Annotated in this window: 23 protein-coding genes; 19 read left to right on the top strand and 4 right to left on the bottom strand. The window is 68.5% G+C overall.

Annotation, left to right across the window (positions count from 1 at the left end; all coding sequences use genetic code 11):
* The first annotated feature begins 373 nt into the window (after positions 1-373).
* The 16 genes from ACP7AI_RS09075 (at position 374) to ACP7AI_RS09150 (ending at position 16,568) form a co-directional block, all read left to right on the top strand.
* Positions 374-1,105, top strand: a complete 732-nt coding sequence (locus ACP7AI_RS09075; RefSeq protein WP_426166433.1) for a type II secretion system protein N — start codon at positions 374-376, stop codon at positions 1,103-1,105.
* Entirely contained in the window at positions 1,105-3,195 is a 2,091-nt protein-coding gene (gene gspD, locus ACP7AI_RS09080; RefSeq protein ID WP_426166435.1) for a type II secretion system secretin GspD, read from the top strand. Before ACP7AI_RS09075 ends, gspD begins: the two co-directional genes overlap by 1 nt.
* Positions 3,192-4,703: a GspE/PulE family protein gene (locus tag ACP7AI_RS09085; RefSeq protein ID WP_426166437.1), complete on the top strand. Its 1,512-nt coding sequence runs from the start codon at positions 3,192-3,194 to the stop codon at positions 4,701-4,703. Before gspD ends, ACP7AI_RS09085 begins: the two co-directional genes overlap by 4 nt.
* A complete protein-coding gene (gene gspF, locus ACP7AI_RS09090; protein ID WP_426166439.1) occupies positions 4,696-5,904 on the top strand; it encodes a type II secretion system inner membrane protein GspF in 1,209 nt (402 codons plus the stop codon). Before ACP7AI_RS09085 ends, gspF begins: the two co-directional genes overlap by 8 nt.
* Positions 5,901-6,341 carry a type II secretion system major pseudopilin GspG gene (gspG, locus tag ACP7AI_RS09095; protein ID WP_426166441.1) on the top strand — a complete coding sequence of 147 codons (441 nt, stop codon included), beginning with the start codon at positions 5,901-5,903 and terminating at the stop codon, positions 6,339-6,341. The genes gspF and gspG overlap by 4 nt, the downstream gene beginning before the upstream one ends.
* Complete coding sequence (locus ACP7AI_RS09100; RefSeq protein ID WP_426166443.1) at positions 6,316-6,795, top strand: GspH/FimT family pseudopilin; 480 nt, start codon at positions 6,316-6,318, stop codon at positions 6,793-6,795. Before gspG ends, ACP7AI_RS09100 begins: the two co-directional genes overlap by 26 nt.
* Positions 6,779-7,144 (top strand): type II secretion system minor pseudopilin GspI, encoded by a 366-nt coding sequence (gspI, locus tag ACP7AI_RS09105; RefSeq protein ID WP_426166445.1) that lies wholly within the window; start codon positions 6,779-6,781, stop codon positions 7,142-7,144. Before ACP7AI_RS09100 ends, gspI begins: the two co-directional genes overlap by 17 nt.
* Complete coding sequence (gene gspJ / locus ACP7AI_RS09110; protein WP_426166447.1) at positions 7,141-7,719, top strand: type II secretion system minor pseudopilin GspJ; 579 nt, start codon at positions 7,141-7,143, stop codon at positions 7,717-7,719. The genes gspI and gspJ overlap by 4 nt, the downstream gene beginning before the upstream one ends.
* On the top strand, positions 7,716-8,699 hold the full coding sequence (gene gspK / locus ACP7AI_RS09115; RefSeq protein ID WP_426166449.1) for a type II secretion system minor pseudopilin GspK: 984 nt from the start codon (positions 7,716-7,718) through the stop codon (positions 8,697-8,699). Before gspJ ends, gspK begins: the two co-directional genes overlap by 4 nt.
* The gene (gene gspL, locus ACP7AI_RS09120; RefSeq protein ID WP_426166451.1) at positions 8,696-9,781 is read left to right on the top strand and encodes a type II secretion system protein GspL; all 1,086 of its coding nucleotides are present in this window, start codon (positions 8,696-8,698) and stop codon (positions 9,779-9,781) included. Before gspK ends, gspL begins: the two co-directional genes overlap by 4 nt.
* Complete coding sequence (gene gspM, locus ACP7AI_RS09125; RefSeq protein ID WP_426166453.1) at positions 9,778-10,260, top strand: type II secretion system protein GspM; 483 nt, start codon at positions 9,778-9,780, stop codon at positions 10,258-10,260. Before gspL ends, gspM begins: the two co-directional genes overlap by 4 nt.
* Positions 10,257-10,916: a type II secretion system protein N gene (gene gspN / locus ACP7AI_RS09130; RefSeq protein WP_426166455.1), complete on the top strand. Its 660-nt coding sequence runs from the start codon at positions 10,257-10,259 to the stop codon at positions 10,914-10,916. The genes gspM and gspN overlap by 4 nt, the downstream gene beginning before the upstream one ends.
* On the top strand, positions 10,916-11,320 hold the full coding sequence (locus tag ACP7AI_RS09135; protein WP_426166457.1) for a hypothetical protein: 405 nt from the start codon (positions 10,916-10,918) through the stop codon (positions 11,318-11,320). Before gspN ends, ACP7AI_RS09135 begins: the two co-directional genes overlap by 1 nt.
* 88 nt (positions 11,321-11,408) lie before the next feature.
* Positions 11,409-12,035, top strand: a complete 627-nt coding sequence (locus ACP7AI_RS09140) for a type II secretion system protein N (protein ID WP_426166459.1) — start codon at positions 11,409-11,411, stop codon at positions 12,033-12,035.
* A gap of 154 nt (positions 12,036-12,189) precedes the next feature.
* Entirely contained in the window at positions 12,190-13,707 is a 1,518-nt protein-coding gene (locus ACP7AI_RS09145) for a hypothetical protein (protein WP_426166461.1), read from the top strand.
* Between the two features lie 95 nt (positions 13,708-13,802).
* Complete coding sequence (locus tag ACP7AI_RS09150; RefSeq protein ID WP_426166463.1) at positions 13,803-16,568, top strand: TonB-dependent receptor domain-containing protein; 2,766 nt, start codon at positions 13,803-13,805, stop codon at positions 16,566-16,568.
* Positions 16,569-16,583: 15 nt separating this feature from the next.
* Here the strand turns inward: ACP7AI_RS09150 and ACP7AI_RS09155 are convergent, their stop codons facing one another.
* From ACP7AI_RS09155 to ACP7AI_RS09165, 3 genes are read right to left on the bottom strand one after another with little or no spacing between them, the layout of a single operon-like run.
* On the bottom strand, positions 16,584-17,189 hold the full coding sequence (locus tag ACP7AI_RS09155; RefSeq protein ID WP_426166465.1) for a prolyl hydroxylase family protein: 606 nt from the start codon (positions 17,187-17,189) through the stop codon (positions 16,584-16,586).
* Positions 17,186-17,932 (bottom strand): prepilin peptidase, encoded by a 747-nt coding sequence (locus tag ACP7AI_RS09160; RefSeq protein WP_426166467.1) that lies wholly within the window; start codon positions 17,930-17,932, stop codon positions 17,186-17,188. Before ACP7AI_RS09160 ends, ACP7AI_RS09155 begins: the two co-directional genes overlap by 4 nt.
* On the bottom strand, positions 17,929-19,050 hold the full coding sequence (locus tag ACP7AI_RS09165; RefSeq protein ID WP_426166469.1) for a zinc-binding dehydrogenase: 1,122 nt from the start codon (positions 19,048-19,050) through the stop codon (positions 17,929-17,931). Before ACP7AI_RS09165 ends, ACP7AI_RS09160 begins: the two co-directional genes overlap by 4 nt.
* A 224-nt stretch (positions 19,051-19,274) precedes the next feature.
* Here ACP7AI_RS09165 and ACP7AI_RS09170 point away from each other — a divergent pair, with 224 nt between their 5' ends.
* Positions 19,275-19,655 carry a pyridoxamine 5'-phosphate oxidase family protein gene (locus tag ACP7AI_RS09170; RefSeq protein WP_426166471.1) on the top strand — a complete coding sequence of 127 codons (381 nt, stop codon included), beginning with the start codon at positions 19,275-19,277 and terminating at the stop codon, positions 19,653-19,655.
* 77 nt (positions 19,656-19,732) lie between these two features.
* Here the strand turns inward: ACP7AI_RS09170 and ACP7AI_RS09175 are convergent, their stop codons facing one another.
* Positions 19,733-20,575, bottom strand: coding sequence for a response regulator (locus ACP7AI_RS09175; protein ID WP_426166473.1), 843 nt, complete (start codon positions 20,573-20,575; stop codon positions 19,733-19,735).
* 156 nt (positions 20,576-20,731) lie between these two features.
* Here ACP7AI_RS09175 and ACP7AI_RS09180 point away from each other — a divergent pair, with 156 nt between their 5' ends.
* Both ACP7AI_RS09180 and ACP7AI_RS09185 read left to right on the top strand, forming a co-directional pair.
* Positions 20,732-20,929, top strand: a complete 198-nt coding sequence (locus tag ACP7AI_RS09180) for a NepR family anti-sigma factor (RefSeq protein ID WP_426166475.1) — start codon at positions 20,732-20,734, stop codon at positions 20,927-20,929.
* Complete coding sequence (locus ACP7AI_RS09185) at positions 20,926-21,468, top strand: sigma-70 family RNA polymerase sigma factor (RefSeq protein ID WP_426166477.1); 543 nt, start codon at positions 20,926-20,928, stop codon at positions 21,466-21,468. The genes ACP7AI_RS09180 and ACP7AI_RS09185 overlap by 4 nt, the downstream gene beginning before the upstream one ends.
* Positions 21,469-21,474 lie beyond the last annotated feature (6 nt).

Raw genomic sequence — 21,474 nt, forward strand, 5'->3', positions numbered from 1 at the left:
TGGGGCCGGCCGGACAAGCGGGTTTTGACAACCCGCGTGATGAGGGTGGCCCTTGGGGCTGGCCTCTGAACGTCCGGGTCAGGAGCAGTCTGCTCGATCACGCACCCGGCGTGGGCAGCGGCATTACCGCGCTGAAGCCGAGGCCGATATCGTTGCTGCGCCGCAAAAAGTCAAGCGGCGGCGGGGCACCGGCGATGCGACAGGCCGAGCGTCGCTTTCAAAGCCACCGCGAAACTGTCACAAATGAGTCATCGGCGAAGTCTACGGGCAGTCGGAGCCGGGGGAACCGTACAGTCGGATGCGTGTGCAATTGAAGCGACCGGCGATGACCTTGCCATGGCCAGCGGCGCGGGACCGGTGGCCCGCGGGCGCGATGCATGCCGCCGAACTGGCGGCGCTCGCCGTGCTGGCGCTGGCGGCGGCGCGGCTGTTCTGGGCCGTCGTCACCCCGGTGACCCCGCTCGGCGACTGGCAGCCGCCGGCGACCACCACCGCCACTGTGGATCGCAGCATCCTCGGCAGCTTCGATCCCTTTTTCCGCCAGCCGGTCGACGACGGCCGGGCGCAGGTGTCGGGCCTGGCGCTCACCCTGGTCGGCACCCGCGTCGACACCGTGTCCGGCCGCGGATCGGCGATCATCGCTGCCGGCGACGGCGTGCAGTCGAGCTATCTCGTCGGTGAAACCGTGCAGCCGGGGGTCACGCTGCAGGCGGTCGGTTTCGATTCGGTGACGCTGCTGCGCGGCGGCACGCCCGAAAAACTGTTCCTCGACCAATCCGCCGGCGGCATACCGGTGACGCCGGCCGCCATCGGCGCGGCGCCGAATGCCGGTCCTGCCCCCCGTCTCGCGGCCGACGTCCAGGTCACGCCGCGGCTGAACGGCAGCGCGATCACCGGCTATGTCCTCGCGCCCAAGGGCAGCGGCGCCGCTTTCGCCACGGCCGGGCTGCAGCCGGGCGATGTGCTGGTCAGCGTCGATGGCGCGCCGGTCGCTGCCCTGGGCGATCCGGCGGCACTCGCCCGCCAGCTCGACAGCGGCGGTATCGAGATCGGCGTCGAACGCGGCGGCCGAATCGTCAAGCTGCGCATCGCGGGGTCACGCTGATGCGCCGCGCCATCATCGCCGCGCTGCTGCTCGCCGGCGCCGCACAGGCCCAGCAGACGATCAACCTGCGCGATGCCGATGTCCGCGCCTATATCCAGGACGTGTCGCGCGCCACCGGCCGCACCTTCATCATCGACCCGCGCGTCCAGGGCAAGGTGTCCGTCGTCAGCGAACGCCCACTGGGCCGCGAGGCCTATTTCGAGCTGTTCCTGTCGACACTGCGCAGCAACGGGCTGATCGTGGTCCCCGCCGCCGGCGGCGCCTTTCGCGTCCAGCCCGCCGATGGTGCCGCCACCCAGCCGAGCGCCGGCGGCGGCCGCGACCGCTTCGTCACCCAGGTGTTCCGGCTCGATTCGATCGATGCCGCCTCCGCCGTCGACAGCCTGCGCCCGCTGGTCAGCCGCGAGGGCCAGGTCACCGCCAACCGGTCGGGCAATGCCGTCATCGTCGCCGATTATGCCGATAATGTCGCCCGCATCCGCAACCTGATCAACCAGATCGACCGCAACCGCGAGACCAACCGCGTTGTACCGCTGAAGAACGCCGGCGCCCGCGAGATCGCCCAGGCGCTCGGCCAGCTCGGCGGCGGGCCCGGCGGTGATCCCGGTGCCGGCGGGGGCGCGGCGACCCGCGGCGGGGTGTCCATCGTCGCCGTCGACAGTTCCAACGCCATCGCCCTGCGCGGCGAGGCCGGGGCCGTGCAGCGCCTCGCCGACACCATCGCCGATCTCGACCGCCGCGCTGCCGCCGGCGCCGATGTGCGGGTCATCTTCCTCAACCATGCCGACGCCGAAAAGCTGCTGCCGGTGCTGCAACAGCTCGTCGGGCAGCAACCGACCGCCGCGCCGACCAGCGGCGGGACCAGCCAGAGCACCGCACAACAGCCGTTCGGCGACCGCGCCGCCACCAACATCGTCGCGTCCCAGGGCGCCGGCCCGGCGACCCAGATCGCCGGGGCCACCATCGGCCGCGGCCAGGCCGTCATCGCCCGCTACGAAGGCGCCAACGCCATCATCATCTCGGCGCCTGCCGACGTGCAGCGCCAGCTCGGCGAAGTCATCCGCCAGCTCGATACCCGCCGCGAACAGGTCCTCGTCGAAGCCATCATCGTGGAGATATCCGACGTCGCCGCCAAACGGCTGGGCGTGCAGTTCCTGCTGACCGGCACCGGCGGCAGCGCGATCCCGTTCTCGGTCACCAACTATTCGAACACGGCGCCCAACCTGCTGACCGTCGCCGGTGCCGTGGCGGGCGAAAAATACGACCCCGGCTCCGATACCACGACGGCGCTGCGCGACGCCGCGCTGCAAAGCCTGCTCGGCGCCACCGGCGGCACCTTCGGCCTCGGCGGCAAGCTCGGCAACAACGCCATCTTCGGCTTCGTCATCAATGCGGTAAAGGCCGACACCGCATCGAACATCCTGTCGACCCCGTCGATCATGACGCTCGACAACCAGCAGGCCAAGATCCTCGTCGGCCAGGAGGTCCCGATCTCCACCGGCGAAGCACTGTCGAACAACTTCGACAACGCCTTTCGCACCATCCAGCGCCAGAATGTCGGCATCCAGCTCGACGTCCGCCCGCAGATCAACGCCGGCGGCACTATCAAGCTGCAGCTGCGGCAAGAGGTCAGCTCCATCGCCGGCCCGGTCTCGTCGACGTCGAGCGAGCTCATCCTCAACAAGCGCGAGCTGTCGACGACGGTCACTGTCGACGATGGCCAGATCATCGCGCTCGGCGGCCTTATCGACGAAAACGAGCGCCGCACCATCGAAAAGGTGCCGCTGCTCGGCGACATCCCCGGCCTTGGCGTGCTGTTCCGCTCCAAGTCGCGCAACAAGACCAAGACGAACCTGATGGTGTTCATCCGCCCCACCATCGTCCGCACCGCATCGGACGCGCAGCGCCTCGCCGCCGAACGCTATGAGTATATGCGTGGCGCCGATGCCGCGCGAACCGGCCCCAATGCGTCCGACACCACGTCGCTCGACGTGCTGGTCAACGACTATCTGCGCACCGTGCCGCCGCAGATGCCACCCCGCATGCCCCCGCCGGCGCCCCTTCCCGCCCCCCTGCCGCCCCGGAAATGAGCGAAAACGCTCCCTCGATCCTCGACGCGGCGCCGCTGCCGGCGCCGCCGCCGGTGCTCCCCTATGGCTTTGCCAAGCGTTTCGGCGTCGTCATCACCGGTGCCGATGCCGCCGCGGTGCATGTCGGCCTGCGCCGCGGCGACGATCCCCGGGTACTCGCCGAGGTCCGGCGCATCGTGGCGCGCCCGCTCACCGTCGATATCGTCGAGCCCGCAGGCTTCGATCGCCTGTTGTCGGGCAACTATGCGCTGGGTGGTTTCACCACCGCGGGCATGGAAGGCAGCGACGAACTGGGGCTTCTCGTCGACAATATCCCCTCCGCCGACGACCTGCTCGACACCCAGGACGACGCGCCGATCATCCGTCTCATCAACGGGCTCATCGCCGAAGCTGCCCGCCAGGGCGTCTCCGACATTCATATTGAGCCCTATGAAGCCGCGCTGATCGTCCGCATGCGCGCCGATGGCCAGCTCACCGAGCGCCACCGCCTGCCCGCCAACGTCGCCTCCATGGTGGTCAGCCGCATCAAGGTCATGGCCCGGCTCGACATCGCCGAGCGCCGGCTGCCCCAGGACGGACGCATCGGGCTGACGCTGGGGGGCAAGAGCCTCGATGTCCGCGTCTCCACATTGCCGTCGCGCGCCGGCGAACGCGTCGTCCTGCGCCTGCTCGACAAGGACAATGCCGGCATCGACCTCGATGCCCTGGGCATGCCGCTCACCATCGACCGCGCCTTTCGCGCGGCGCTCGCCGAACCGAACGGCATCGTGCTGGTCACCGGCCCCACCGGTTCGGGCAAGACGACGACGCTTTATGCCGGTCTGCGCCTCCTCAACGACGGCAGCCGCAACATCCTGACCGTCGAGGACCCGGTCGAATATGCCGTCGACGGCGTCGGCCAGACCCAGGTCAACCCCAAGGTCGGGCTCAGTTTCGCTGCCGGCCTGCGCGCGATCCTGCGGCAAGACCCCGATACCGTGATGGTCGGGGAGATCCGCGACAGCGAAACCGCCGAAATCGCCATCCAGGCGTCGCTCACCGGCCACCTCGTGCTGTCGTCGGTCCACACCAACGACAGCGCCGGCGCCATCACCCGGCTGCGTGACATGGGTATCGAGCCCTTCCTGCTGGCATCGACGCTGCGCGCCGTCATCGCCCAGCGGCTGGTGCGCCGCCTGTGCGCCGACTGCGCCACCCCGCATCCCGCCGACGCCGGCACCGCCGCCCTGATCGGCATCGCGCCCGGCACGACGATCTGGGCCGCCCACGGCTGCCCGGCGTGTGCCGGCAGCGGCTATCGCGGCCGCGTCGGGGTGTTCGAGGCCATCCGCATCACCGACGAGATCCGCAAGCTGATCCTCGACGGCGGCGACGAGGCGGCCATCGCGGCCCAGGCTTTTGCGCACGCCCCGGCCCTGCCCGGTGCCGCCCGCGCCCTTGTCACCGCCGGCGTGACCACTCCCGAAGAGGCCGTGCGCGTCATGCGCAGCGGTGCCGGCGATGCCTGAATATCAGTACAGCGCGATCGATGCCGCCGGCCGCACCCGCCAGGGCCGGGTCAATGCCGACAGCAGCGACGCCGCGCGCGCAGATCTGCTGCGCAAGAAACTGTTTGCCACCCGCATCGATGCCGCCAGTGCGCGTGCGCCGACAGCGGCGGGCGGTGGCCGTCGTCGCCTCAATGCCCGGCAATTGACGCTGTTTACCCGCCAGATCGCGACGCTGGGCCAGGTCGCCCCGCTCGAGGAGGCGCTGCGCACCATCGTCCGCCAGTCCGAACAGCCCCATGTCCAGCAGGTGCTCGGCCGCGTCCACACCGGCGTCGTGGAGGGCCGACGCCTGTCCGAAGCCATGGCGCTGGCCCCCGCGAGTTTCCCGCCGCTGTATCGCGCCATGGTGTCGGCCGGGGAAAGCTCCGGCTCGCTGCCCGAGATTCTCGAGCGCCTTGCCGACCTGCAGGAACGCCAGGCCACCGTGCGCGGCAAGGTCGTCGCCGCCATCGCCTATCCCGCGGCCCTTGCCATCGTCGCCACGGTCGTCGTCATCGCGCTGATGATCTTCGTCGTCCCCAAGGTCGTCGCCCAGTTCGAGGACATCGGCCAGGCGCTGCCGCTGCTTACCCGCATCGTCATCGGCCTGTCGGACTTCCTGTCAGGCTGGTGGTGGCTGCTGCTGCTGGGCATCACCGGCGCCGCACTGCTGTTCGCCCGCGCCATGCGTGACGAGGGTTTTCGCCTGCGTTTCGACACCTGGCTATTGGGGCTACCGTTGCTAGGGCGCCTGCTGCGCGATCTCCACGCCGCGCGGCTGGCCCGCACGCTCGCCACCATGGTCGCCAGCCGGCTGCCGCTGATCGAGGGGCTGGCGCTGACTACCGCAACGATCAACAACCGGGCGCTGCGCCGCGCCTCCGAGGACATCATCGTCGCCATCCGCGAGGGCGGCAGCCTGTCGACGGCGCTGCGCCGATCGGGTGTGTTTCCGCCGCTGCTGGTCTATATGGCCGCCGGCGGGGAAAGCTCCGGCCGGCTCGACCTGATGCTCGAACGCGCCGCCGACTATCTGGAACGCGAATTCGACACCTTCACCGCCACCGCCTTGTCGCTGCTCGAACCCGGCGTCATCATCGTGATGGGCGGCATCGTCGCCGCCATCGTGCTGTCGATCCTGCTGCCGATCCTGCAACTCGACACACTGGCTGCCCAATGAGGACCCCCGTGACCCACAGCGAACACGAAGACGGCTTTACCCTGGTGGAGCTGATGGTGGTCATCGTCATCATCGGGCTCCTGGCCACCGTCGTCATCGTCAACGTCCTGCCGACCCGCGACAAGGCGATGGTCGAGAAGGCAAAGGCCGATATCGCGCTGATCGAACAGGGGCTGGAGATGTACCGGCTCGACAACTTCACCTATCCGGCCGCCGACGCAGGGCTGGCGGCACTGCAGACGCCCCCCGCCGGCCTGTCGCAGCCCGACCGCTATCGCCGCGGCGGCTACCTCAAGCGCCTGCCCGACGACCCCTGGGGCAAGCCTTATCAATACGCCAACCCCGGCACGCATGGCGCCGTCGATATCTATTCGCTCGGCGCCGATGGCGCGCCGGGCGGGACCGGTGAAAATGCCGATATCGGCAACTGGAAGTAGCCGCCGGCGCGACCCCGGCGAGGCCGGCTTCACGCTGGTCGAGCTGATGATCGTGCTCGTCATCCTGGGGTTCGCCACGGCCGCCGTCGTCATCGCCCTGCCCGACCCGCGCGGCCGCATCGCCGACGATGCCGAGGCGTTGGCTGCCCGGCTGGTAACCGCGCGCGACCTCGCCATCGTTGGCGGCGCCGACATGGCGGTGCGCATCGATGCCGCCGGCTACGGCTTTTCACGCCGCGCCGGTGACGGCTGGGTACCGGCGACCGCCAAGGCGCTGCAGCCGCGCCGCTGGGGCGAGGGCGTGGAGGCGCTGAACCGCATCGAAGGCGGCGACTTGCTGGTGTTCGACACCACCGGCCTTGCCACGCCGGCCCTCGTCACCCTGCAGCGCGGCACCGATCGCGCCAGCATCGCCGTCGACGCAGCGGGGGCGGTCGATGTCCAGGCCCGCTGACGCCGGTTTCACGCTGATCGAGGTGCTGGTCGCGCTGGCGATCTTCAGCCTGGCGGCGCTGGCGCTGCTGCGCCTGCAGGGCGCTGCGCTGGGCACGACGGCCCGGCTCGACGAGCGTGCCATGGCCGATATCGTGGCCCAGAACATCGCCGTCGAGCTGATGATCACACCCCAGCCGCCCGCCTATGGTGCCACCGCCGGCACCACGGCCAACGCCGGTCGCAGCTGGCGCTGGACTCAGATCGTGGCGCGCAGCCCCGATCCGCGCCTGCAACGCATCGAGATTCGCGTCGCCGGTCCCGACGGCGGCACGGCCGCGACCCGCACTGTCGTGCGGCGGGCGGCATGAAGTCCGCCGGTTTCACCCTTGTGGAGCTGCTGATCGGCCTCGCCATCTTCGCGATCCTGTCGCTCGCCGGCGTGTCCTTGCTGTCGTTCAGCATCGACGCGCGCCAGCGCACCGGTGAGCGACTCGACACGCTGGCCGGCGTCGTCCGCACCCGGGCGCTGCTGTCCGCCGACCTGGCACAAGCCGCGCCGCGACCCTGGCGCGACAGCAACGGCCTGCGCCACCCGGCCTTTGCCACCGACGGCACCGTCGCCATGGAAATGGTGCGTCGCGGCTGGCGCAACGACGGCGGTGCTCCGAGGTCCTCGTTGCAGCGCGTCGCCTACCGCCTCAACGGCGACCGGCTGGAACGCCTGTCGGCACCGATGGTCGACGGCACCGTCGCCAACCCGCCGGCCGTGCTGCTGACCGGGGTGACGAGCTTGCGGCTGCGCTTTCACACGGCGGGCGAATGGCGCAGCGATTGGCAGCCGGCCGCCGATGATGTCATGCCCGACGCCGTCGAGCTGACCCTGGCTGCCGCCGCCGTCCCCGAATTGCGGCAGGTGTTCCTCGTCGGGCCGGGCCCGATATGAACGCCGGCAACCCGAAAGAGCGCGGCGCGGCCCTGCTCAGCGTGCTGATCCTTGTCGGTATCCTGGGGGCGCTGGCGGTCGCGGTATTCGATCGCCTGCGCCTGGCAACGACCCTGGCCGGCAACAGCGCCGGCATCACCGAGGCGCGCGCCTATGCCGGCATCGCCGAGATGCTGGTGGCGACGCGTATCGGTGATCTCGCCGCGGCCAGCGCCACCCGAACGACCCTGGCGGGCGGCTGGCAGGATCGCCCGACGACGCTGCCGCTGCCCAACGGAACCGCCGAGGTCCGGGTGCGGGACGGCGGCAATTGCTTCAATCTCAACAGCCTTGTTGCCGGCAGTGCGCAGGCGCTGGTGGCTCGGCCCATCGCCATCGACCAGTTTGCCCGCCTGATGACGCTGCTCACCATCCCCGAAGCCCAGGCCCGACGCATCGCCGCGGCCAGCGCCGACTGGATCGACAGCAACGGCGATGCCTATCCGGACGGCGCCGAGGACAGCGTCTATGCGCGCGCCGCGGTGCCGTACCGCACCGCCAACGCCCTGATGGCCGAGGCCAGCGAATGGCGCGCCGTCTCGGGCGTGACGCCCGAAGTCTATGCCCGCATCCGCCCGTGGCTGTGCGCCTTGCCGGTCGCCGACCTGTCGCCCCTCAACGTCAACACGCTGCTGCCTGACCAGGCGCCGCTGCTGGCCATGCTGTTCCCCGGCACGCTCGACATTCCGGCCGCACGCCGCATCATCGCCGAGCGGCCGGGCCCGGGCTGGTCCGACATCGGTGCCTTCTGGAACACCGACGCCTTGCGTGGCATCGATCCCCCGGCCGACGCCCTTCGCCAACCGCAGGTCCGCACGGCCTGGTTCGCGGTGGACATGCGCGTTCGCGCGGGCGAAAGCGAGCTGCGCGAGACCGCGCTGTTCGACGCCCGCCAGCAATCGGTGCGGATCGCGACACGGCGCTGGACGAGGGACGAATGATCCGCTGGCTAGCTTTCCTCGACGGCGACGGCAGCCATTGGTTGCGCCTCGACGACGATGTCGCCACGGCACGCGGGCCGGGATTGCCGGCCGTTGCCGATGGCGACGCGCTGATCGCCGTCGTGCCCGGCACCGCGGTGGTGCTGCATTGGGTGGAATTGCCGCCGCTTGCCCCGGCCCAGGCCCTGGCAGCAGCGCGACTGCTGGCCGCCGATGTCAGCGGCGCTCCGGTCGCCGATGTGCATGTCGCGATCGGAGCCCCGGATGCCGAGGGGTTCCGGCCGATGGCGCTGGTCGATCGCGGGGCGATGGCCGTCTGGCTGGCGCAGCTTGCGGCCGCCGGCCTCGATCCCGACCGCATCGTGCCGCTTCCCATGCTGCTGCCGGTGCCCGCCGGCGCCGACGATGTGACGGTCCTCGCAGCCTCGGGGCATGATCATGTGCGCGGGCAGCGGCTGGCGTTCTCGGCCGAACCGGGCCTGACCCCACTCCTGATCGGCGATCGCAATGCGGAGAGGATCGACCTCGCCCGCTTCGATGCAGGCCTTGACGCCAGTCTTGCCGACCTGCCGATCGACCTCCGCCAAGGGGAGTTCGCCCGTGTCCAGGCCTGGCGTGTCGAGCAGGGACAGACCCGACGCATTGCGTTGACCCTGGCCGCCGCGCTGGCGCTGTGGCTCGTCGGCGATGCCGCCGTCCTGTTCCGCACCAGCCTCGCCGCCGATCGCGCCGAACAGCAGCTTGCCGACGCCGCGCGCACCGTATTGCCACGCGGTACCGCGATCGATGCGCCGCGCGCGCAGGTCGCGGCACGACTTGCCAGCCTGGGCGGCGCCGGCCAGGGGCTGACAGGGCTGGCAGCGGCGCTGCTCGGCGCGCTGCAGGGCCGGCCGGCGGCGACACTGCAATCGCTCGGCTACACGCCCGACACCGGGCTGACGGCATTGGTGGCGGTGCCGGGTGCCGACGATGGCCAGGCCATCGCCGCCGGACTTGCCGCCGCCGGTGTCGAGGCACGCATCGGCAGTCCGCGCCCCGACAATGGCGTTACTGTTGTCGATGTCATGGTGCGGCCGCGATGACGGCGCTGGTCCTGCCCTGGTGGCGTGAACGCAGTCGGCGCGAGCAGATCCTGCTGCTGGTCCTGGCGGTGCTGGTGCTGGCGATAACGCTCGGGTTCGGGGTCTTGCGACCGCTGGCGCAGGCCCGGGCGGAAGCGGCCGATCGGCTGTCAGTTGCGACTGTGGCGCTCGGCGATGTGCGCGGCATGGCGGCGGCGATCCGGGCCGCGGAAGTCCGCACGCGTCCGGCCGAGGCGCTGCCGACCATCGAACGTGTCGGCAGCCGCGCGTCTGCCGCCGGATTGACGACGGAACGGCTCGATAGCGACGCCGGCGGCCGCGTCACGATGCGCGTCCCCGCGGTAAAGCCGGCCATGCTGCTGCGCTGGATTGCCGAGCTGGAGACCGCCGACGGCATCATCGTCGATCGGCTCGCCATCACGCGCAACGGTGACCAGACGATAGCCGCCGACCTCGCGCTGCGCGACGCGCGGCGATGACAGGCCGCTCGATCGCCTTCGTTGCGTTGCTTGCCCTTGCGCTGCTGGCGCTGTTGCCGCTGCGCTTCGCGGGCCTCGGCGATGCGGGATTAACGGCACAAGCGGTGACCGGCGACGTCTGGAGCGGTCGCCTGACGGCGGCGCAGCTGCGCGGCCTGCCACTCGGCGATGTCGAGGCCAGGTTGGCGCCGCTGCCGCTGCTCGGGGGCACGGTCAGGCTCGCGTTCTTCGGGCCCGCGATAGCCGGTGCGGTGCTGCGGCACAGCGACGGCGGCGGCGTGTCCGGCGTCCGCGGTCGCCTTTTGCCGGGGCGCCTCGCCGGCCTGCCGGTGGCCTCGCTCGACTTCGACGACTTCAGCGTCGATTTTCGCGGTGCGACGTGCGCCAGTACCGGCGGGCGCGTGACCCTCCAGGCGGGGGGCGGCCTGGCGCGCATCGGCTCGCTCGTCGGCACGCCGCGATGCGACGGTCCGGCGCTGGTGCTGCCGCTGGCGGCAGATAGGACCCGGCTCGACCTGCGCATCTCGGCGGACGGCCGCTATCGCGTGACACTCGCCGTCGACGATGTCGGCGAGGGCGATCGCACCGGGTTGCTCGCCGCCGGCTTCCAGCCGACTCCGCGCGGCCTCGCATTCAATGTCGAAGGACGCCTGTGATGCCGTTCCCGCTGCTGCTCGCCGCCGCCGTCGCTTCGGCCCTGCCGCTCGGTGAACTGCCGCAACAGGTCCTGGGCAAGGATCAATGCGCCATGTTCCTTTGGGACCGCGCGTCGGAACGGCGGGTGGCGATGGTGCTGGCCAACCCATTGTCGCTGCGGGTCATGCGCAACGGGGTGGCGACGACGCTGCCCGCCAGCGACGCCGGCACCGGCGCACCGGTGCTGGGGTTCCCGTCGCGGCTGCGCTTTGCCGATGCGGGCAGCGCCATTGCCATCGATGCGACCATCGAGCCCAATGACGGCGGCATTGGCGGCGTCGTCCGTGACGCGATCATCACGATGACCTTGCCGACAGGCGAAGCCGTGGTCGCGCCTGTCGCCGGGCTGGTCGGCTGTGGCTGAAACCAGCCCGCGCGAATGGGCCCTCGCTGTCGGTGGGGGTCTGCTGCTTGCGGCGGGCCTGGTCGGGATCCTCGACCCGTCGCCCGACATGGACGCCGCACCCGCTGTCGCGTTGACGCAGACGGAGCCTGTCGCGCCATATCCGCCTGCGCCGCCCCCTGCGAGACCGCAACCCGCGCCGGCGCCCGCTGCCTCCGGCGGCTTCATCCTGCGCGGGGTGCTGATACGCGGCAGCGGCGGCGCGGCGATCATCGAGGCCGGCGACGGCCGGCAGCGTCTGGTCCGGGCCGGGGGCGTGGTCGCGCCGGGTATCATCCTCGATGAACTAACGCCTGGGTCCGTTGCGCTGCTGTCGGGCGGGACTCGACAGACGCTGCTGCTCGACGGCGACCGCCCGGCAGGCCCGCAGCCCGAAAGTCGCGGCAATGTGCGGGCAGTGGCAGCAACCGCCAATGATTATCGGCTTGGCATGAAGCCCGTGCGCGAAGGCGACCGCGTCATTGGTCACGAAATCGTTGATATGACACGCTTGCCGATATTCCGGCTGGCAGGACTGCGGTCTGGCGACGTGGTCACCGCCATCGGCGGCCAGGGGCTGGAAAGCCAGGAGAAGCTGCTGGAATTACCGGCGGAAATCGCCGGATCGAACAGCGTGAGCATCGATTATCGGCGTGGTGGCGTCGCGGCCACAGCGACGGTGGAAGTCGCGCGTTGACTTAAATCCGTCATCCAAGCGCAACGACCGAGTCACGATCCGAACCTAAGCCCGGCCCTGACGGATGTCATTCGAAGGTCGGGTCGCGGTTGACCCTGCCTGATGTCCGACGGGAACGCCCGGTTCTCGAAACTCAGGTTCAGGGGATAAGCAAATGCTGCAGTATCGGACACTCCTGCTGCTGGGGTCGGCCCTGGCGCTCGCCGCCTGTGACGGTGCCAGCGACATCGCATCGCCGGGCGAAGGCGTGATCGTGACGCCGGCGCCCACGCCGACTCCCACGCCGACGCCGACTCCGACGCCTACGCCGACCCCCACCGGCCCCGCCGCCAGCTGCCCCACCGGCACCGCAGATGTCGGAATCATCAACAACCTGCGCAACTGCCAGATCTCGGGCAACATCCTGGGCAATCTGAGCGTCCGCAACCTGCGCGGCGTCATTTACTCGCTGTCAGGCCGCGTCAACGTCGGGACCGATCGTGGCGGTGACCCCAATGCGCCGCTCGCCGGCAGCACTGCCGGCATCCTGACCATCGAGCCGGGGACCGTATTGTTCGGCTCGTCGGGTGCCGATTCGCTCGTCATCAACCGCGGCTCGCAGATCTTCGCCGAAGGCACCGCGACCCAGCCGATCATCTTCACCAGCCGCTCGAACATCGAAGGTACGGCCGGCGCCAACACCATCGGCCAATGGGGCGGCATCGTCGTCCTCGGCCGCGCCCCTATCCACACATGCATCGGTGCCGGCGTCGTCGGCGGCACCGTCGGCTGCCAGTCGGCCGTCGAGGGCCTGACGGGCGCCTTCTACGGCGGCGCCACCCTCGCCGACAACAGCGGTCGCCTCCGCTATGTCCAGGTCCGCTACCCGGGCTTTGAAGTCGCGCCGGGCAACGAGCTCAACGGCATCACGCTGGCCGGCGTCGGCTCGGGGACAACCGTCGAGAACATCCAGGTTCACAACAGCTCCGATGACGGCATCGAATGGTTCGGCGGGCGGGTCAACGGCCGCTACCTGGTTTTGACGGGCATCGACGACGACAACATCGATACCGATCTCGGTTACAAGGGCTTCCTGCAGTTCGTGCTTGCCATCCAGCGCACGACCGGCGGCGACCGCATCATCGAGGCCGATACCGCCGGCGGTGAGCTGCTGACCCCGCGTACCAACGTGCGGCTGGCCAACTTCACCTTCATCAACCGTCGCACCGCCGATCCGATCCTGCTGCGCGGCGGCACCGACTATACGCTGGTCAACGGCGTGATCGCGGCGACCGCCGGCATCTGCCTCGACATCGACGGTGCGCAGACCGCGTCGACCGCCGTCGATGCGGCCCTCGACGAAGTCGGCGCGCCGGTGTTCCGTTCGGTGCTGTTCGGTTGCGCCACGCCGGCGCGCGACGAAGCCGATGTCCCGGTCGCCGCCATCACGCCGCTGATCACCGGCAACAACAACGTGCTGAACTATGTGCCGACGCTGGCCAACACGGTCTTTCCGGGGGCGACCGAACTCGGTGCGGTGCCGTTCGATGCCAGCACGCTCAACCCGTTCCTCGTCAACACGAGCTACGTTGGCGCCTTCCGCGACGCCAACGACAATTGGTTCAATGGCTGGACCTGCGGCCTGCCCGGCCAGGTGTCGTGCGAAGCCGCGCCGGCGAACACCGGCAGCTGAGGTCGACCGGGGGGTGGCGGCAACCACCCCCCCGCTTGCCGCAGCGTCATGCGCCGCCGTCGGATGCATGACCGAAGGAACCAGGGGACCGCACGATGAAGCTCAAGACCAGACTTGGCAGCGCGCTGCTTGTATCGACCATGCTGTCGGGATCGGCGGCATTCGCCCAGTCTGCACCAACGTCTGCACCAACGTCTGCGCCGACGCCTGCACCGACGTCTGGGTCGACGCCGGCACCCGCGAACACGCCTGCACCGGCCACGACACAGGACGACGCCCCTGATGCGGATGTCGATGTCTCGGTCCCGGGCGGTGGCAGCAACAGCGAGATCGTCGTCATCGGCCGCCGCATCCCCAACGTCATCCGATCGACCCGCGAGGTCGTCTCGGTACTGTCACAGGCCGACATCGCGCGCACCGGCGAAGGTGACATTGCCGGGGCGCTGCAGCGCGTGACCGGGCTTTCCGTCGTCGGCGGCCGCTTTGTCTATGTTCGCGGGCTTGGCGAACGCTACTCGCTGGCGCTGCTCAACGGCCTGCCGATCCCGTCGCCCGATCCGCTGCGCCGGGTCGTGCCGCTCGACCTGTTTCCGACCAGCGTGCTGGCGTCGTCGCTTGTGCAGAAAAGCTATTCGGTCAATTTCCCGGGTGAATTCGGCGGCGGCGTCATCAACCTGACAACCAGCGCCGTGCCCGAAAAGCCGTTCCTCAGCATCGGTGGCAGCATCGGCGGCAACACCGTCACCACAGGCGAGCTTGGCCTTGTCTACCAGGGCAGCAACACCGATTGGCTCGGCTTCGACAATGGCACACGCGCGACGCCGCGATTGCTGAAGAACGCCCAGCAGAGCGGCAACCTGCTCTTCGCCGGCCCGAATTTTTCGGTACGCGACCTGCAGGACATTACCGCAAGCCTGACCAACTCGCCGACCAATGTCATCCAGCGCAACTACAGCATTCCGGTCAATCTGGCGGGCAACATCGAGGCTGGCACCAGTTTCGACATGGGCGATGTCCGTGTCGGCCTTGTAGGTTCGGCCGGGCTGAAAAACGAATGGCGGACGAAATCGGGGCTGCAGCAGCTGTCGGGCGGTGCCCGCGTGCTGACGCCCGGCAGCGACCCGGTGCTGGTCGCCGACCAGAACTACCGGTTTTTCTCGACCGAGAATCACATCGTCGTCAACGGCCTGCTCGGCATCGGCGCCGAATTCGCTGATCACAAGGTGCGATTCACCAACCTCTTCATTCACGACACCATCAAGGAGGCGCGGATCCAGTCCGGCTTCGATGCGGTGAACGTCGGTGAAGATGTCCTCCTCAACCGCAACGCCACCGCCTGGTTCGAGCGCCAGTTGTTCGACACGCAGCTTGTCGGCGAATTCCGCTTCGGCCAATTGTCCGTCGACGTGCGCGGCACCTACGCCAATTCGAAGCGTTTTTCGCCCTATGAACGCAACAACAACTACGCCTTCAGCGCCGAGGTCGACGATTATGTGAACGACCTGCGCAGCCCCGGCCAGCGCAGCGACATCGCCTTTTCGCGCCTGAACGAGAATGTCTGGGCCGGCGGTTTCGACCTCGGCTACAAGTTCGAGAACGGGCCTTTCCCGATCAAGGTAACCGCCGGTTACGCCTATAGCGACAACAAGCGCACCTCGACCCGTCGCGATTATCGGTTCCAGAGCGTCGATGCCCTGCCGTTGGGGGTGACCCAGCAACGGCCCGACTTCCTGCTGTCCGATTACAACGTCTACACCTACGGCATCATCCTCAACGAAACCTCGGCAACCTCGGGCGCTGCCCGCTACGACGCCGGCCTGACCGTGCATGGCGGCTATGGCCAGGTCGAGATCGAGCCCGTCGACGGCGTGCAGTTCGTCGCCGGCGTCCGCTACGAAGACGGCAAGCAGTTCGTGGCGCCGATCGATCTGTTCAACCTGGGCGACGTCGTGCTCACGCCGACCCGGATCAACAACACCTACTGGCTGCCCGCCGGCACGCTGACCTGGAATTTTGCCGAGGACATGCAGCTCCGCTTTTCGGCTTCGAAGACCGTCGCGCGCCCGCAGTTCCGCGAGCTGGCGCCGCAGCCCTTCTTCGATACCGACAGCGATCGCAACAGCTTCGGCAACCAGTTCCTGATCGATTCGACGCTGTTCAATGCCGAGGGGCGCTATGAATATTACTTCGGCCGCGACCAGCGGCTGACCCTCGGCGGCTTCTACAAGCAGATTACCAATCCGATCGAAACCATCGCTTTCCAGGTCGGCGGCAGCTTCAACACCACCTTTGCCAATGCGCCCAAGGCGACGCTGTACGGCGCCGAAGCCGAGATCCAGAAGTATTTCCCGCTCGATGCCTTGTCGGACAGCGGCTTTCTCGCCAGCCGCCGCATCCTGGCCAGCGCCAACTACACCTACACCAAGTCCCGGATCAAAGTGACCGACGGCGATACCACCATCGTTCCCTTCACCGGCCAGGTCGTCGCCGCGTCGGAGCTGTTCCGCGATGGTCAGCGGCTGACGGGTCAGTCCGACCATATCGTCAATCTGCAATTGGGCATCCAGGATCAGGACTCGCTGTCGGAACAGACGCTGCTGCTGACCTATGCGAGCCAGCGCGCCACCAACCGCGGCCCGTCGGGCCAGCCCGACCTTACCGAACGCCCCGGCCTGCGGCTCGACTTCGTGATGCGCCAGGCCATCGAACTCGGCGGCTTCAATCTCGAGCTGAAGTTCGAGGCGCGCAACCTGACCAACACCCGATATCAGGAATTCCAGCTGCTCAACGGTTCGCGGATCGACAACAACACCTATGACCTGGGTCGATCCTTCAGCTTCGGAGCCAGCGTCAATTTCTGACGACCCGTGCCGTGATCAGCGCCAGGGCTTTTGCCGGAACCAGCTGGTAATGATGTATTTCGTGCCGCCGCGCACCGGCATGCCCTGGTGGAGCGTCGCGTAATTGGGGCGGCCGTCGGGCAACAGGTTGTTCCAGGCCAACAGCTTGCCGGTTTCGGGCTGGACGATCTTGTCGAGCTGCTTGAACCGTGTCGCGCCACCAGCCTCCGGCTCGTTGAGGTAGACCATCAGTGTCCAGGTGCGCTGGCCGGCGACACTGCAGTACAGATCATAGTCGGCGCCATCCGGTTCGAACGTGTCGGTATGCGCCTTGAACTCCTGGCCGAGCGCATAGCGTTGGCCCTGCAGCGGCTCGGCGTGGCTTGCATCGAGCCCGGCATAGGCCGCCAGGCGCCTGGTGATGCCGGCCACAAGCGGATCATCGCCGCTGAGGTCACATGTTTCGCTGGTCCGGAAACCGGGGTCGCCGTTCTGATCGGCAAGACCCGAAGGCCGGCGCTCGGCGTCGATCCGCGCCACCAGCGCCGCACATTCGTCGGCCGCAAGGAAATGCCGTCGCGAAAACACCACGGCTTCGCGAACGGGCAGGCGCTGCGCGCCGGCAAAGGGGACAATGGTCATGGCAGCCACTGTAGTGCAGGTGAAACGAGCCACAACCACCAAGCGGCAGCGGCGAGCAGCGCGCCCAGCGGCACGCGACTGTGGCGACCGACCATCCGCCCCGCCAGCCGGTCACGGGCGACGAGGGCCAGCCCCAGCAGCGCTGCCAGCAGAAGCACCAGCGGCAGCGCCGCCCAGCCGAGCCAGGCACCGATCGCGCCGAACAGCTTGGGATCGCCGCCGCCCATGCCGACCCGCCCGGTCGCCGCCTTGTACCCGGCGGCGATGACGGCGAGGCTGGCAAAGCCGGCGACGGCACCGATGACCCGGTCGGGCATAGCGGGCTGCAACCACAGCCCGGCGACCAGCCCCGCCACCAGCAAAGGCAAGGTCAGCGCGTCCGGCAGCCAAAGCTGCTCCATGTCGAGCACGACGAGCGCAAGCAGCAGCCAGCCAAATGCCGCGCCGACGACACCGGCCATGTCAGGATGCAGCGCCATCGCCAAGGCACCGACGCCGGCGCCGGCGATCTCGATGGCCATGTGCCGCCGCGCGATGGGCGTACGGCAGTGCCGGCAGCGCCCGCGCAACACGAGATGGCTGATGACCGGCACCAGATCGCGCGGTGCCAGCACGACATCGCAGTGATCGCAGCGGGACCGGCCGGTGGCGATGCTGCGACCCTGTGGCCAGCGCCAGGTCAGCGCCGCGATGAAGCTGCCGATGATCAGCCCGGCGACAAGGCCGAGCAGCGCCGCGATCACCCCGGCAGCAGGATCTGGCGGATGGCGCTGCCGCCGGCGAGCGCATCGAGCGCCGCATTGATCTCGGCCATCGGCCGGGTGTCCGACAACAGCCGTTCGACCGGCAGGCGCCCGGCCCGCCACAGCGCGATGTAGCGCGGCACGTCGCGGGACGGGATCGCAGAACCCATGTAGCTGCCGATCAGCGTCTTGGCGTCGGCGACCAGGCTCACGGCGGGGATGGTCAGCGGCTCGGCCGGATTGGGCAAACCGACGGTGACGGTGCGACCGCCGCGCCGCGTGAGGCGATAGGCTTCGGCCAGGACCTTGCCCGAGCCGACGCTTTCGATGGCGACGTCGGCGCCGGAGCCTGTCGCTGCCTTGATGGCAGCCTCGGCCTCGTCGGGATGGACGGCGGCGCGGGCCCCGAGCTCCAGCGCCAACGCGCGTTTCGCCGGCACCGGATCGATGGCGATCACCGGTTCCGCGCCGGCAGCGACGGCGCCGAGCAACGCAGCCAGGCCAACGCCGCCGAGGCCCCAGACCGCGACGCTTTCACCGGGCCGCACCGCTGCCGAATTGAACACCGCGCCGACGCCGGTCAGCACCGCGCAGCCGAACAGCGCGGCAATCGCCGGCGGGATATCCGCGTCGATGCGCACGGCCGAACGCTCGTCGATGACGGCATGGCCGGCAAAGGCGGACAGCCCCAGGTGATGGTGGACCGGCCGCCCGTCCTCGCTCAACCGGCGCCCGCCGCCCAGCAACTCGCCGCGGCCATTGGCGCCGGCCGCCTCCGCGCACAGCCAACCTTCGCCACTGGCACAGGCGACGCAGCGGCCGCACGCCGGCAGGAACGCGAGCACGACCCGGTCGCCGCCGGCGAAACGGCTGTCGGCGCTGCCGGTGGCGATCACCGTTGCGCAGGCTTCATGCCCCAGCGCCATCGGTACCGGGCGCGGGCGGTCGCCGTTCACGACCGAAAGATCGGAATGGCACAGGCCGGCGGCCTCGATGCGGACCAGCAGCTCGTGCGGTCCGGGATCGGCGAGGTCCAGCGACGCCAGGCGCAAAGGCCGGCTGTCGGCAAAAGGAGCCGCGTTGCTTGCATCATCGAGGACGGCAGCGGTGATCTTCATGGGCGGTGAACGGTCCTTGTGGTCCATGACCGATAGGGCGCGGCATGCAGTCGGCACAAGGCCAGACTGGAACCGCGTCGCCGCCGTCACGTTCCACATACGATACGGGAGTCCACAAGTCGAAGCCTGATGACGTCCAGCGGCAGCGGGTCTGGGATGCGGCCGAATCTATCGGCTCGTCGTTGCTGGTGACCATCGGTGACGCGGTATAGCATGCCAGGCCGATGTCGGCGATCATTCGGGCCGAGGACGACTTGATCTGGTTCATGACCGACGAGGACTCGGGCAAACTCGACGAAATCCGCGCCGACCCACGCGCAACGGTCGTTTTCAGCGACGGCAAGTCCGCCCGTGTGGTGTTCACCGGCAACGCTCGCATATCGAGCGAACGCGCCATGATCGAGGCGCTATGGTCGCCGGCCGCCGAGGCCTTCTACCCTGCGGGACCAACGGATCCCGATATCCGCCTGATCCGCTTCAGCCCCGACCTGGGTGAACTTTGGGAAAGTCCGGGGCGGGTTGTTTCACTGTTTCGAATGGCTGCGGCGGTGGCGACCGGCACGTCGGCCCGGGGTGTCGGCAGTCACGTCAAGGCGCCGCTGTAGCGCTGCATCCCAAATATTGTCTGACTGTGCAAGGCCGGAGCACCTACGCGCTCCGACGTTGCCATCTCACAGCGCGATCACGCCGGCTCGTAACGCTTTTGCAGCATCAGCGCCTGGCCGATTGTTGCCACCAGCGTTTCCACTGCGAAAGGCTTGGTGATCAGATAGGTCGGTTCGGGGCGTTCGCCTGTCAGCAGTCGTTCCGGGAAAGCGGTCACAAATATGACCGGAATGTCGTGATCGGCAAGGATGTCCTTCACCGCATCGATACCTGACGAACCGTCCGCGAGCTGGATGTCGGCGAGCACCAGGTCGGCCTCCTCCCGGGCAACCAGCGCTGCCGCTTCGGTGCGCGTCGCGGCAATACCGACAACGCTGTGACCGAGGCCCTCGACGATCGACTGCAGATCCATTGCAATGATCGGCTCATCTTCGATGATCATCACCCGGCCGACCATCTGCTCGGCAATGGCGGCATTTGCTGCGGCGATGTCTGCGCGGACTTCGGCCTCGTCCCGGGCCAGGATGACCGCCGTTTCGGCAAGCGAGAAACCTTCGACAGCAGTCAGCAACAGCGCTTCCCGGCGATGGGCGGGAAGATTCTCGAGCAGGTCCTCGCCGACCATTCGGCTCGCGCCGGCCCATGACGGCGCGGCTTCGCCCACCTGGTCGGCAACGGGGCCCCAGAAGGCATGGAACAAGCGGAACAGCTCGACCCGCGGCGAACGCTCCTGGTTGATCTGGTCAGGCGCCTGCACGAGCGCCTCGAGCGCCGCACGCACGAAAGCGTCGCCTGTCCGCTGCGAGCCCGTCAATGCACGACCGTAGCGACGCAAATATGGCAGATATGGCCCCAACGACGCACGCAGGCCACCCTGGCCTGACGTGACCTGTCCTTCGGAACCAACTACATCCTTCATGCTTTATTCCCCTCGCCGATGTCAGCGCTGCGTAGACTTCGGTGATTACGCCCTGTCATCGTCATGGTTCCGTGAAATCGTACGCGTTGTGGAACGAATCGGTTGTAACGGCGTTTTTGGGCTGCTGGTCGACGTGTCCGGGGGGAAGACGACGGAATGAAACAGGATGATGCGATGGACGCCGGGATGGAACGTAACGCTATTCGTCGCGAGGCGCCGGTGGCGGGCAAGCCCGATCCTGTAACGACAGGCCTGCAGAAATTGTTCGCGGCAATCGCCGACGAGCCCATTCCCGATGATTTCCTGAAGCTGCTCGACGAGATCGATTCGCGCAGCAAGGGACCAACGCAATGACCGACGACGCACCCACGCCGCCGCCAGAGGATTTTCGTCGCGACCTGCTTGCCGCAATTCCAGCTTTGCGCGGGTTTGCGCGTGGCCTGTGCGGTAATCGCGACTTGGCCGATGATCTCGCCCAGGATGCGCTGGCCAAGGCCTGGGCAGCGCGCGACAGCTACATGCCCGGCACGCATTTTCGCGCGTGGTTGTTTCGAATCCTGCGCAACCATTATTTTTCGCTCGGCCGCCGCGCCCATCGCTTCGCACCCTGGGACGAGGCGCTTGCCGATCGCGTGCTGGTGACGACGGCGACGCAGGGCTCGGGCATCGACATTGCCGACGTCCAGCGCGGACTGTCGACCCTGCCGGCCGAACAGCGTGAAGCACTGCTTCTCGTCAGCGCCAGCGGCCTGTCGGTCGAGGAGGCGGCCGCCGTCATGGGTTGCGCCGTCGGGACAGTGAAGAGCCGTGTTTCGCGCGGCCGGGCAGCGCTCAACCTTTACATGAACGGCGCCACCGAAGCACCTCCTCCGCAAGTCCGGCCTGCGGCCTAGGCTGCA

It is taken from the genome of Sandarakinorhabdus sp. DWP1-3-1, from assembly GCF_049896705.1.
Classification (GTDB): Bacteria; Pseudomonadota; Alphaproteobacteria; order Sphingomonadales; family Sphingomonadaceae; genus Sandarakinorhabdus.